At 45.0% G+C, this 12266-nt stretch carries 12 protein-coding genes and 1 tRNA gene; 6 read left to right on the plus strand and 7 right to left on the minus strand.

What is annotated here, in order from left to right:
* Window positions 1–50: 50 nt before the first annotated feature.
* The 7 genes from ushA to hemA form a co-directional block, all read right to left on the minus strand.
* Window positions 51–1733 (minus strand): bifunctional UDP-sugar hydrolase/5'-nucleotidase UshA, encoded by a 1683-nt coding sequence (ushA, locus tag R8O70_RS07290; protein WP_318184110.1) that lies wholly within the window; start codon window positions 1731–1733, stop codon window positions 51–53.
* A gap of 220 nt (window positions 1734–1953) precedes the next feature.
* Window positions 1954–2805, minus strand: a complete 852-nt coding sequence (gene kdsA, locus R8O70_RS07295; RefSeq protein ID WP_005384095.1) for a 3-deoxy-8-phosphooctulonate synthase — start codon at window positions 2803–2805, stop codon at window positions 1954–1956.
* Between the two features lie 53 nt (window positions 2806–2858).
* A complete protein-coding gene (locus R8O70_RS07300; RefSeq protein WP_042524122.1) occupies window positions 2859–3668 on the minus strand; it encodes a SirB1 family protein in 810 nt (269 codons plus the stop codon).
* A gap of 6 nt (window positions 3669–3674) precedes the next feature.
* A complete protein-coding gene (locus R8O70_RS07305) occupies window positions 3675–4058 on the minus strand; it encodes a SirB2 family protein (RefSeq protein ID WP_005382225.1) in 384 nt (127 codons plus the stop codon).
* A 40-nt stretch (window positions 4059–4098) separates the two neighbouring features.
* Window positions 4099–4953: a peptide chain release factor N(5)-glutamine methyltransferase gene (gene prmC / locus R8O70_RS07310; RefSeq protein ID WP_017634841.1), complete on the minus strand. Its 855-nt coding sequence runs from the start codon at window positions 4951–4953 to the stop codon at window positions 4099–4101.
* Window positions 4954–4956: 3 nt separating this feature from the next.
* Entirely contained in the window at window positions 4957–6045 is a 1089-nt protein-coding gene (prfA, locus tag R8O70_RS07315; protein WP_005382222.1) for a peptide chain release factor 1, read from the minus strand.
* A gap of 29 nt (window positions 6046–6074) precedes the next feature.
* Window positions 6075–7331, minus strand: coding sequence for a glutamyl-tRNA reductase (hemA, locus tag R8O70_RS07320; protein ID WP_005384104.1), 1257 nt, complete (start codon window positions 7329–7331; stop codon window positions 6075–6077).
* 161 nt (window positions 7332–7492) lie between these two features.
* On the opposite strand from hemA, the gene lolB reads away from it, so the two are divergent.
* From lolB to R8O70_RS07350, 6 genes are all read left to right on the plus strand, one after another.
* Entirely contained in the window at window positions 7493–8104 is a 612-nt protein-coding gene (gene lolB / locus R8O70_RS07325) for a lipoprotein insertase outer membrane protein LolB (protein ID WP_031812838.1), read from the plus strand.
* Entirely contained in the window at window positions 8101–8973 is an 873-nt protein-coding gene (gene ispE, locus R8O70_RS07330; protein ID WP_258623756.1) for a 4-(cytidine 5'-diphospho)-2-C-methyl-D-erythritol kinase, read from the plus strand. Before lolB ends, ispE begins: the two co-directional genes overlap by 4 nt.
* A 27-nt stretch (window positions 8974–9000) precedes the next feature.
* Window positions 9001–9945, plus strand: a complete 945-nt coding sequence (locus tag R8O70_RS07335) for a ribose-phosphate pyrophosphokinase (RefSeq protein ID WP_005393176.1) — start codon at window positions 9001–9003, stop codon at window positions 9943–9945.
* Window positions 9946–10096: 151 nt separating this feature from the next.
* Window positions 10097–10687 (plus strand): aminoacyl-tRNA hydrolase, encoded by a 591-nt coding sequence (gene pth, locus R8O70_RS07340; RefSeq protein WP_005384112.1) that lies wholly within the window; start codon window positions 10097–10099, stop codon window positions 10685–10687.
* 10 nt (window positions 10688–10697) lie between these two features.
* On the plus strand, window positions 10698–11789 hold the full coding sequence (ychF, locus tag R8O70_RS07345) for a redox-regulated ATPase YchF (RefSeq protein WP_005393178.1): 1092 nt from the start codon (window positions 10698–10700) through the stop codon (window positions 11787–11789).
* Between the two features lie 284 nt (window positions 11790–12073).
* A tRNA-Met gene (locus R8O70_RS07350) sits at window positions 12074–12150 on the plus strand.
* The last annotated feature ends 116 nt before the right edge of the window (window positions 12151–12266 follow it).

Genomic DNA, 12266 nt, shown 5'->3' on the forward strand with positions numbered 1-12266 from the left:
TTAGTTAATGATATCAGCGAGTTTGAGTCAATCGCTTTTTATCTGTTGGGTTACTGATCAATCGCCGTATCAACTAAATACGTGATTTCACCTGAAGGGGCATACTCATTAACATCAATAGGGCTATGTGTTTCTAAATAATCCTTCAAAACCTCAGCATCGGTAAAACCTGTATGTACATACCCTGGATGATCGTCGATTTTAGGGTAACCATCTCCACCAGCAGCATTATAGCTTGGTACGGTAAAGCGGTAATTACCATCTAAGCGAAGTTGCTTATTACCAATGAACACATTGGTTACCTCACCATTATTGATACTCATCGCAATGCCGGCAAACTGCGCGTAAGCTCCAGAGTCGACAGGTTTAGTTGCAACGACATTTAGGTAATCCAATACTTCTTTGCCCGTCATATCAACGTAAGAGACCATATTGCCAAATGGCTGAACAGTCAGCACATCTTTGTAGGTAATCTCACCTGCTGCAATCGAATCGCGAACGCCGCCAGAATTCATTACGGCGAAATCTGCTTTCGCACGTTCCATGTGAGCCGTTGCAATTAATCGACCTAAGTTTGTTTGCTGGTAACGAACCACATTGCGGTCACCCTCAAGCTTACCGTTAGATTCTGCAATCTTCACGTTTAGTTTGCCCTGACCTTTTTCTTGATAAGGACGAAGAAACTCAAGCATCATTTCGTCTTGTTTAATCTCATCTTGGATCAAGACTCGTTGCGACTGACCATCAACTTTAACTTTCTTTTTCAAGTTTACAGGGATTAGATCGTAGCTCACCATCGAGAGTTCGCCATTACGAAACTCGTAATCGGCGCGTCCCACATATTTCCCCCACTCATGTGCCTGAACAATAAAGGTACCATTTTGTTTATCGGGCTGACATTCATCACCTGGTTTAAAGTTCTTTTTGATAACGTTTGGACCTTCCATGCACACAGGTTCTTGTGAGTGTCCTCCAACGATCATGTCGAGATCGCCGTCATTCAAATAACGAGCTAACGCCACATCGCCAGGAGCATTGATGCCTCTATTACCATTTTCATAGTGTCCCATATGCGTGACAGCAAAAATCAGATCTGGATACTCTGTTTCTTTCAGTTCTGCAATCAGCTTCTTGGCTTCTTCTTTTGGGTCACGGAAGTCAATTTGTTCAATGAATTCAGGGTTGCCAAGTTTCGCTGTGTCTTCGGTTGTAAGGCCAATGACCGCAATTTTAATGCCCTGCTTTTTAAACATCGCATATGGTTGGAATAAACGCTTGCCAGTATTTTTATCGTAAATATTGGCAGACAACATCGGAAAGTTTGCCCACTCTTGCTGCTTGAATAGCACGTCCAATGGATTATCAAACTCATGATTACCTAGAGCCATCGCATCGTAACCAATTTTGCTCATGCCTTTAAAATCCGGCTCGGCATCTTGTAAATCAGACTCAGGTACTCCTGTGTTGATGTCACCACCAGAAAGCAGTAACACGCTGCCCCCCTCAGCCTGTATTTCTTCGCGCAAATCATCGATTAACGTTTTACGCGCCGCCATGCCATATTCACCGTATCGATTTTGCCAAAAGCGACCATGATGATCGTTAGTGTGCAACACGGTCAATTTATAGGTTGTATCGGCATTCCATTCTGGTGCAGGTTGCGTAGCACACCCAGCTAACGAGGCCAAGATAGCGGCACTCAAAACAGTTTTGATCATCAGACGCTGATTCATTTATTTACCTTTTTCTTATTGGGATTACTGAAGCACATTTTAAGCATTCGATCTATTTGAAAACCACGTGCACCCTAACACATTGATTTAATAATTATGATGCATTGTTTAGCAATAACAAATTCATCAGTAACAAGTTTGAGAATTCACGGCTTTTCAGATAAAAAAATAGCCAACACTCGGTTGGCTATAGTATTTGTTACCACCAGTCATCTGGCGTTTACTTGATATCTATATCTGCAAAGCTCTTGATCAGATCATCAAGCGATTTCATTTGTGCTAAGAATGGCTCTAACTTGTCTAGAGGCAGTGCAGATGGGCCATCACAACGCGCTTGGTCTGGGTTTGGGTGCGCTTCGATAAATAGACCTGCGATGCCTGTCGCTAGACCCGCTTTTGCAAGCTCAACTGTCTGCTCACGACGGCCGCCAGATGCTGCGCCTGATGGGTCACGCATTTGTAGTGAGTGCGTTACGTCAAAGATGATTGGGCTACCTTTCGAAGCATTTTTCATCACACCAAAACCAAGCATGTCTACAACTAGGTTATCGTAACCGTGGCAAGAACCGCGCTCACATAGGATGATCTTGTCGTTACCGCATTCTGCGAACTTCTCAACGATGTTACCCACTTGACCAGGGCTCATAAATTGAGGTTTCTTCACGTTGATAACCGCACCTGTTTTAGCCATAGCTTCAACAAGGTCAGTTTGACGAGCTAGGAATGCAGGAAGCTGAATAACGTCTACCACGTCAGCAACAGGTTGAGCTTGTGCTTCAGTGTGAACGTCCGTGATGATCTTTACACCAAAAGTGTCTTTCAGCTCCTGAAAGATTTTCATACCTTCTTCCAGACCTGGACCACGGTATGAATGAACAGAACTGCGGTTTGCTTTGTCAAACGATGCCTTAAATACGTAAGGAATACCAAGTTTTTCCGTTACTTTTACGTAGTGCTCACAGATCTGCATCGCAAGATCACGAGACTCAAGAACGTTCATACCTGCAAATAGGGTGAATGGCTTGTCGTTAGCAACCTGAATGTCGCCGATATTAACGATTTTCTGTTCCATTTTGATTCTCTTTTTCTGTCCACGATACGCCACAGTTCGGCACATCGATAAAATTAGTGAAGTGTGACGTGCGTTTCACTCATCACATTAACTTGTGATTTTAGTAGCTCGGAAGCCGGATCGTCAGGGCATTGGTCAATAAAGTACTGAAAATCTGATACCGCTACTTGAGGGCACTCTAGCTGTTGGAAAATAAAACCACGGTCACGAATTTCGTATGGGTCATCTGGCACAAACGTTAGAGCAAGATTTGTACAACGTAATGCCAGCGTATAATGCTCTTCACGCAACATCGCACTTTTAATCAATGCCAACCAGCGACCAATAATTGTTGGGTTGTCAGCTTCCTCAAAATGTTCAGCCTTTAGCTGAGCTAGCGGTCCTTCCTGGCCAATAAGCCAAGCTTGAAGAATCCTTTCACCTACATACTCACCATTAAATGGGTTGATGTAGTCTGGCTTCTTATGCATCCAGTCGACTTTTAACAGGAACTGAGTAGGGAAAGTAACTCCCTTCAACGGGAACCCCAGCTTTTTGCCTAGGTATAACAAAATCGAACCTAAGCTCACAGGAATACCTTTTCTGCGCTCCAACACTTTATCGATGAAGCTGTTGTCCGAAATAAAGTATTCCTGCTCGTCGCCTTTGAATCCCCACTCGTGGAAAAACAGTCGTAGGAATGCATCAAATCGTTGCTCTTCATCGGTTTCATGAACAAGCGTGGCTTCTGCATCTTTGTAAAGACGCTCTAACTCTTGTTTCGCCCAATGTACTTTGGTTTCTGGGTTAATCGCTTTGTTGAGCTCAAGCGCACCTTCCACCAACGGTATATTGTCAAAATCTTCGTCAAAAAACTCTAACATGACGTCTTATCCAAATAACGTAGGGCTCTTAGACACAGCAATGTTTGCAGCCATGACCAACCAACCTAATGCGCCGAAAAAGCCAAATATCTTCAGTAGGTTGTTTTTCGCAAGTTTCAATGAGAAGAAGCCAAGCGCAATGTACGCCAGTACGCAGGTGATTTTGTTTGTTAACCACGGTGCGGCATCGGTAAACGGGATGAAACCAGTAATGAAAATAAGCGCGATACCTGACACTAGCAATGCAGTATCAACGATGTGGGGAAACACTTTCAAAAAGCGATTATTTCGCTTCGGTGAGTTCATCATCATTAACACGAATCGGATCGATAGTAGCGTCGCGCTGAGAGCGATCGTCACTAAGTGTATGTGTTTTAGAGCTACGTACATTTTTCTTCTCTTTTTAGTTAGTGTTTGCTGACTTCCATGATTAACTGGCCAGACAACCAAGTGTTACTCGATCGTTACCGCCATAATCTTTTTCCGTAGCGACCTGTTGGTAACCAAAGCCACGCATTATCTCACGCACCGCCTCACCTTGATCATAACCATGTTCAAATGCCAGCCAACCGCCCACTTCAAGATACTGACGAGCAAGATCCGAGATATGACGAATATCAGCTAAGCCATTCTCTTTAGCAACTAATGCAGATTTTGGCTCAAAGCGCACATCGCCTTGGGATAAATGTGGATCTTTTTCATCAATATATGGCGGGTTGGAGACAATTAAAGCAAACTTCGTACCTTCTGTAATAGGCTCAAACCAACTGCCTTGAGCAAAGGTCACATTTTTGATGTTTAGCTGCTCAGCATTGTACTCTGCAAGTGCTTTCGCTTCTTGCTTAAGGTCTACGCCCATCACTTGACGCTTTGGCATTTCAGATGCAAGCGCGATGGCGATAGCTCCCGTCCCCGTTCCAAGATCTAAAATAGGCCCAGTTTGCTCGTAGGTCTTATCGAGTGCAACTTCGACCAAACGTTCTGTATCCGGTCTAGGTATCAGGGTAGAAGGAGAAACTTTAAACGGTAAAGACCAAAACTCTCGCTCACCAATAATATAAGCGACGGGTTCACCAGTTAAACGTCGTTCAAGTAGAGCGTCAAACTGAGATTTTTGCTCTGCTTCTAACGCTTTTTCTGGCCAGGTCAGCAGGTAAGTTCGTGGTTTGCCAAGGACATGGCAAAGGAGTACAGCTGCATCGAGAGAAGGCGACTCTTTGCCGCCTTCTGCCAGTTTCGCCGTCGCACTTTTCAGTGCTTGCTCAATCGATTGAACTTGGCTCATCGATTAGCCGTTCTCTGCGAGCGCCGCAAGTTGGTCTGCTTGGTGCTCTTGAATCACAGGATCAATCAAGCTCTGCAGGTCACCTTCCATCACTTCGTTCAAACGATAGATGGTCAGGTTGATACGGTGATCAGACACACGACCTTGTGGGTAGTTGTATGTACGAATACGGTCACTACGGTCACCAGAACCTAGAAGGTTACGACGTGTATCAGACACTTCTGCGGCACGACGCTCTTCTTCCGCTTGAACGATACGAGCAGCAAGAACCGCCATTGCTTTCGCTTTGTTCTTGTGCTGTGAACGCTCATCCTGACACTCTACTACCGTACCCGTTGGTAAGTGGGTAATACGGATTGCAGAATCCGTGGTGTTAACGTGCTGACCACCCGCGCCAGATGCACGGAACGTATCGATTTTCAGGTCTGCTGCTTTGATTTCTGGCAGATCCGCTTCTGGGATTTCCGCCATTACTGCTACTGTACAAGCAGAAGTATGCACACGGCCTTGAGACTCTGTTGCTGGAACACGCTGTACACGGTGACCGCCTGACTCAAATTTCAACACGCCGTATGCACCGTCGCCGCTTACTTTCGCGATCATCTCTTTGTAACCACCGTGCTCAGCCTCGTTTGAAGACATGACTTCGATGCGCCAGCCACGCTTTTCTGCGTACTTGCTGTACATACGGAATAGATCACCCGCGAAGATACCCGCTTCGTCGCCACCCGCACCTGCACGAATTTCTAGGAAACAGTTACGATCATCGTTCGGATCTTTTGGCAGAAGAAGGATCTGTAACTCATCAGTAAGACGCTCAATCGTCGCTTTCGCTTCTTTGATTTCTTCTTGCGCCATTTCACGCATTTCTTCGTCGTCTTCGTTTGCCATCTCTTCAGCGGCGACAAGATCTTCTTGTGCTTGTTGATAAGCTTGGAAGCACTTGGTTACTTCTTCTAGCTGAGAGTACTCTCTTGATAGAGCACGGAATTTGTCCTGATTTCCAATTACATCAGGATCACCAAGAAGATGTTGAACTTCTTCGTAACGTTCTACTAGCGTTTCTAGCTTAGTCAGAATAGAGGCTTTCATAGTGTCGTTTTCTTAATAAAAAGCGTGAGTTATAGATCATCCAAGCCAAGTGTTTGGCGGATAATCGTTAATTTTGCTGGTTCGCCTTGCTCTGCTGCACTTTGCAATGCGCGAGTTGGAGCGTGAATCAGTTTGTTGGTGAGTTTATTACTCAGCTCGCGCAGCACTTTCTCCGGATCTGCGCCTGCCGCTAAAGATTGCAAACTTTTGCTTAGTAACTCTTCACGAATTTCGTTGGCTGATTTGCGATAGTCGCGAATACTATCGACGGCTTGCAGTGAACGCAACCATGTCATAAATGCAGCGCTTTCTTCACTAACAATCGCTTCAGCTTGAATCGCTTCGACTTTACGCTGCTCAATGTTGCTGTCGATGATAGATTGCAAGTCATCAACAGAATACAGATATGCGTCGTTCAGTTCACCGACTTCCGACTCTACATCTCGCGGCACCGCAATATCGACTAACAAGATAGGTTGATGTCGGCGCTGCTTTAGAGCCGTTTCGACCATACCTTTGCCAATAATAGGCAATGGGCTCGCCGTTGAGCTAATCACAATATCCGCTTTCGCCAAATGTTCAGGAATTTCGTTCAAACTGATCACTTCTGCGCCAAATTGGTCCGCTAAGCCTTGCGCGCGCTCTTTAGTGCGGTTCGCGACAATCATTTTTGTGCAACCGTTGGACGCTAAATGCTTCGCGACCAATTCAATCGTCTCGCCCGCACCAACTAAAAGCACGGTTGAATCTGATAACGACTCAAAAATATGTTTTGCCAGTGTACATGCCGCATAAGCCACGGACACGGCATTACCACCAATATCTGTCTCTGTTCTTACCCGTTTGGCGACTGAGAACGTCTTTTGAAACAGTTTATCAATCGAGGCATCGACAGCTTGATGATCTCGCGAGTCAGAAAATGCTTGCTTTACCTGCCCCAAAATTTGAGGCTCACCCAACACCAGAGAGTCAAGACCGCACGATACGCGCATCAAATGCTTTATTGCAGCTTGTTCTTCATGAACATACAAACTCGGCATTAAATCTTCGCGGCTCACTTGATGAAATTGAGCAAGCCAATCGATCAACTTGTTTCGCGCTCCTTGCTTAACATCGCAGTACAACTCGGTTCGGTTACAGGTTGAAACAATCACACTGCCGTTAACCGCTTCGTGCTCTCTAAGTTGCTCGAGTGCAGGGCCGAGTTTATCCGGACCAAACGCCACCTTCTCTCGCAAGTCGACAGACGCTGTATTGTGATTAATTCCAATAGCAAGCAAGGACATCTAACGTGGTATCTCTGGGATAGGTTATAAAATAGGTCCAGAATTTTACTGTAAGCACGCATTTATTGAAAGGGTAAGCCGGATTTGTTTTCCTAACTGCGACTTTTCAATGCTATAGTTGTGAGCGATTCCCGACGAAACTGATTAATAAGCCATCAAACATGACGTTACGCTCCTTTATTCTTTTTTTCTTGTCGAGCTTACTGCTCGCCGGTTGTTCCTCCGTTCCTGAAAGTGTTACCAGCGTTGAATGGCAAGCTCATGAGCAACGACTCGAGACCATCCAAGATTTTCAAGCAACGGGAAAACTTGGTTATATCGGCCCAGACCAAAGACAAAATTTAAATTTCTACTGGAAACATTCTTCAGCACTAAGCCAGTTGCGTTTAACTACGATTCTCGGACAAACGGCATTAAAGCTCACCATCACCCCACAAGGCGCCACAGTAGAAACTTACGACGATCAGGTCCTTTCTTCTCGCAGTGCTAACCAGCTGATTTACCGTCTTACAGGGTTAATGATGCCCGTCGATCACATGCCTGACTGGCTATTAGGTCTACCTACCGATGCCGACAAATTCCAACTGTCTCCAACCAATACACTGCAAGCGTTAAACAAACAAATTGGTTTAAATGATTGGAGTATTGCATATCAACGATATGGCGACGTTCAATGGCATGAACAGTCTCTCCCTCTGCCAAATAAGCTGAAACTCACCACTGCTGATGTCAAAATAAATCTAGTGATCACAAAATGGAACATCACCCAATGATTGAACTTTCAACACGCTGGCCATCACCAGCGAAATTGAATCTCTTTCTACATATCAACGGCCGTACAGAGAATGGCTATCACGAGTTACAAACGTTATTCCAATTCGTCGATCACGGCGATGAGCTCACCATTCAAGCGAACCATTCTGGTGATATTACGATTTCTCCAGAGATAGAAGGTGTGCCTCTTCAAGACAATTTAATTTGGAAAGCTGCAACCGCGCTTCAAACTTACTCAAACTGCCCTTTTGGCGCGCATATTGAGCTACAGAAAGTGCTGCCTATGGGTGGAGGCATTGGTGGGGGCTCATCGAATGCAGCTACAGCATTAGTGGCACTGAATTACTTATGGCAACTGAATCTAACTGACGACGAACTGGCTGAAATAGGTTTAAAACTAGGCGCAGACGTGCCCGTATTTGTGCGCGGATTTGCAGCTTTTGCTGAAGGTGTTGGTGAAAAACTCTCTCCTGCTTATCCCGAAGAAAAATGGTATTTAGTCGTCAGACCGAATGTATCTATCGCAACCGTCGACGTTTTTTGTCATCCAGATCTGACGCGAAACACCCCAAAACGAGATCTAGAAACACTTTCAAATACGCCAAGCGTAAACGATTGCGAAAAAATTGTACGAATGCTCTACCCAGAGGTTGATAAGCAACTTTCTTGGCTGCTACAATACGCGCCGTCAAGATTGACGGGGACAGGATCTTGCGTTTTTGCTGAATTTTCGAGCAAATCTGAAGCAGAAACTATCCTTGCACAACTCTCTGATAAAGTCTCGGCATTTGTCGCTCAAGGGCGCAATATTTCGCCATTAAAAGAGACTTTGGCTGAATACCAATCAGCCTCACACCGACCTATTTAAACTGGACGCAAACCCGAGGTTTCCACCGTGCCTGATATGAAGCTATTTGCTGGTAACGCAACACCTGAACTAGCCCAACGTATTGCTGATCGTCTTTACATCTCTCTTGGTGATGCATCTGTTTCTCGCTTTTCTGATGGCGAAGTTGCAGTTCAAATCAATGAGAATGTTCGTGGTAGCGATGTTTTCATCATTCAATCCACTTGTGCACCGACTAACGACAACCTAATGGAATTGGTTGTTATGATTGATGCAATGCGCCGTGCTTCAGCAGGCCGTATCACTGCAGTTATCCCTTACTTCGGCTACGCTCGCCAAGACCGTCGTGTACGTTCTGCGCGTGTGCCAATTACTGCAAAAGTTGTTGCTGATTTCCTATCTAACGTTGGTGTTGACCGCGTTCTAACTATCGACCTACACGCAGAGCAAATTCAAGGCTTCTTCGATGTACCTGTAGACAACATCTTCGGCACGCCAGTGCTACTTGAAGATATGCAGGCTCGCGGTCTAGATAACCCTGTAGTGGTATCTCCTGACCTAGGTGGCGTTGTTCGTGCTCGTGCAACAGCAAAAGCACTAGGCGACATCGACATCGCAATCGTAGATAAGCGTCGTCCACGTGCAAACGTTTCTGAAGTAATGAACCTAATCGGTGATGTTGAAGGTCGTGACTGTGTGATCGTTGATGACATGATCGACACAGGTGGCACACTATGTAAAGCAGCTGAAGCACTAAAAGAGCGCGGTGCTAAGCGTGTATTCGCTTACGCTACTCACGCAGTATTCTCAGGCAACGCTGCGGATAACATCAAGAACTCAGTTCTTGACCAAGTTATCGTAACTGACTCTATCTCTCTGTCTAAAGAGATGGCTGCAACAGGTAAAGTGACAACACTAAGCCTATCTCGCATGCTGGCTGAAGCGATTCGTCGTATCAGTAACGAAGAGTCAATCTCTGCAATGTTCAACTAATACGAACATTTCAGTTACACTGATTTCAAAAGCACCCCTCTTTGGGGTGTTTTTTTATTTGTACTGATAACTAGAAAATCCCTTGGTCGCCCACCGCGAGTTTTCTGTGCTATCATACTGCGCTTTTTGAGATTCCAGAGAGATCCTAACCTTGAGTCAACAAATCAAACTTCTTGTTGGTCTTGCTAATCCAGGACCAGAATACGCCAGAACTCGTCACAATGCGGGCGCTTGGGTTGTAGAAGAATTAGCACGCGTTCACAACGTTACACTGAAGAACGAACCAAAGTTTTTTGGTCTAACAGGACGCATTATGGTCAATGGCCAGGATCTCCGTTTGCTTATCCCAACCACCTTCATGAATCTATCAGGTAAATCGATCGCAGCGCTTGCGAAATTTTATCAAATTAAACCTGAAGAGATCATGGTTGCTCATGACGAGCTAGACTTACCGCCAGGTGTCGCTAAGTTTAAAAAAGGTGGGGGTCACGGTGGACACAACGGTCTGCGTGACACCATTAGCAAACTGGGCAATAACAAAGATTTTTATCGTCTTCGTATTGGCATTGGTCATCCGGGACACAAAGATAAAGTGGCGGGTTTTGTATTAGGTAAAGCGCCAGCTAAAGAGCAAGAGCTTTTAGATGCAGCAGCTGATGAGGCTGTTCGTTGTCTAGATATCCTGATTAAGGATGGCCTATCTAAAGCACAAAATCGCCTCCACACGTTCAAAGCTGAATAAGGTTACTATCATGGGTTTTAAATGTGGCATCGTTGGTCTACCTAACGTAGGTAAATCAACTCTGTTCAACGCACTAACTAAAGCGGGTATCGAAGCAGCAAACTTCCCGTTCTGTACCATTGAACCAAACACTGGTGTGGTTCCTGTGCCAGATCTACGTCTAGACGCACTAGCTAAGATCGTTAACCCACAGAGAGTTCTTCCAACGACGATGGAGTTCGTGGACATCGCTGGTCTTGTTGCTGGTGCATCACGTGGTGAAGGTTTAGGTAACAAATTCCTAGCTAACATCCGTGAAACAGACGCGATTGGCCACGTTGTACGCTGTTTTGAAAACGAAAACATTGTTCACGTTTCAGGTAAAGTTTCACCTATCGAAGATATCGAAGTGATCAACCTTGAACTTGCAATGGCTGACCTTGATTCTTGTGAGCGAGCGATTCAACGTAACGCGAAGAAGGCAAAAGGCGGCGATAAAGACGCAAAATTTGAACTAACCGTACTAGAAAAACTGTTACCAGTACTAACTGAAGGCGGCATGGCACGCACAGTTGAGCTATCTAAAGAAGAGTTAGCAGCAATCGGCTACCTAAACTTCCTAACACTGAAGCCAACTATGTACATTGCAAACGTAAACGAAGATGGCTTCGAAAATAACCCATATCTAGATGCGGTTCGTGAGTTCGCAGAAAAAGAAAACAATGTCGTTGTACCTGTATGTGCAGCTATCGAATCTGAACTATCTGAACTAGAAGATGAAGATCGCGAAGAATTCCTAGCAGATATGGGGATCGAAGAGCCGGGCCTGAACCGTGTAATTCGCTCTGGTTACGAACTACTGACTCTACACACCTACTTCACAGCAGGTGTTAAAGAAGTACGTGCTTGGACAATCCCTGTTGGTGCAACTGCGCCTCAGGCGGCAGGTAAGATCCACACTGACTTCGAGAAAGGCTTTATTCGTGCAGAAGTAGTTGGTTACGACGATTTCATCCAATTCAATGGTGAAAATGGCGCAAAAGACGCAGGTAAATGGCGTCTAGAAGGTAAAGACTACATCGTAAAAGATGGCGATGTTGTACACTTCCGCTTCAATGTTTAATTAAATGAATGAATTCTAAACACTTCATTTACACTAAAAGCCAGCTGTTAAGCTGGCTTTTTTAATACCTTAAGTAAATGAACAAAAATAAATTACGCAACTGCAAGCTAATTTATTTCCAGTTTTAGATCATAAACACGCCTCTTTGTTTAAAAAGGAAGCGAACGAGGTTTTTTCCGAAATTTATTAAAAAAAACTGTTGACGGATCTCACTCAACTTCGCATAATGCGCGCCGTTCCCAACGACAAGGCAACAAAGCGTTGAGAACAAAAAATATGGTTTTGGCTACGTAGCTCAGCTGGTTAGAGCACATCACTCATAATGATGGGGTCACAGGTTCGAATCCCGTCGTAGCCACCATTCCTAAATGTTCTTTTTATCAGAGCAGTTAGGAATAGATGCGGAAGTGGCGGAATTGGTAGACGCACCAGATTTAGGTTCTGGCGCCGCAAGGTGTGAGAGTTCAAGTCTCTCCT

The sequence above is a fragment of the Vibrio sp. 779(2023) genome, assembly GCF_033344285.1.
GTDB lineage: Bacteria > Pseudomonadota > Gammaproteobacteria > Enterobacterales > Vibrionaceae > Vibrio > Vibrio alginolyticus.

What these genes read in the sequence shown, in the direction of transcription:
- lolB (WP_031812838.1), top strand. Translation starts at nt 7,493, where the DNA reads ATGACGTTACGCTCCTTTATTCTTTTTTTCTTGTCGAGCTTACTGCTC.
- hemA (WP_005384104.1), bottom strand. Translation starts at nt 7,331, where the DNA reads ATGTCCTTGCTTGCTATTGGAATTAATCACAATACAGCGTCTGTCGAC.
- R8O70_RS07300 (WP_042524122.1), bottom strand. Translation starts at nt 3,668, where the DNA reads ATGTTAGAGTTTTTTGACGAAGATTTTGACAATATACCGTTGGTGGAA.
- kdsA (WP_005384095.1), bottom strand. Translation starts at nt 2,805, where the DNA reads ATGGAACAGAAAATCGTTAATATCGGCGACATTCAGGTTGCTAACGAC.
- prmC (WP_017634841.1), bottom strand. Translation starts at nt 4,953, where the DNA reads ATGAGCCAAGTTCAATCGATTGAGCAAGCACTGAAAAGTGCGACGGCG.
- R8O70_RS07305 (WP_005382225.1), bottom strand. Translation starts at nt 4,058, where the DNA reads ATGTACGTAGCTCTAAAACACATACACTTAGTGACGATCGCTCTCAGC.
- ychF (WP_005393178.1), top strand. Translation starts at nt 10,698, where the DNA reads ATGGGTTTTAAATGTGGCATCGTTGGTCTACCTAACGTAGGTAAATCA.
- prfA (WP_005382222.1), bottom strand. Translation starts at nt 6,045, where the DNA reads ATGAAAGCCTCTATTCTGACTAAGCTAGAAACGCTAGTAGAACGTTAC.
- ushA (WP_318184110.1), bottom strand. Translation starts at nt 1,733, where the DNA reads ATGAATCAGCGTCTGATGATCAAAACTGTTTTGAGTGCCGCTATCTTG.
- ispE (WP_258623756.1), top strand. Translation starts at nt 8,101, where the DNA reads ATGATTGAACTTTCAACACGCTGGCCATCACCAGCGAAATTGAATCTC.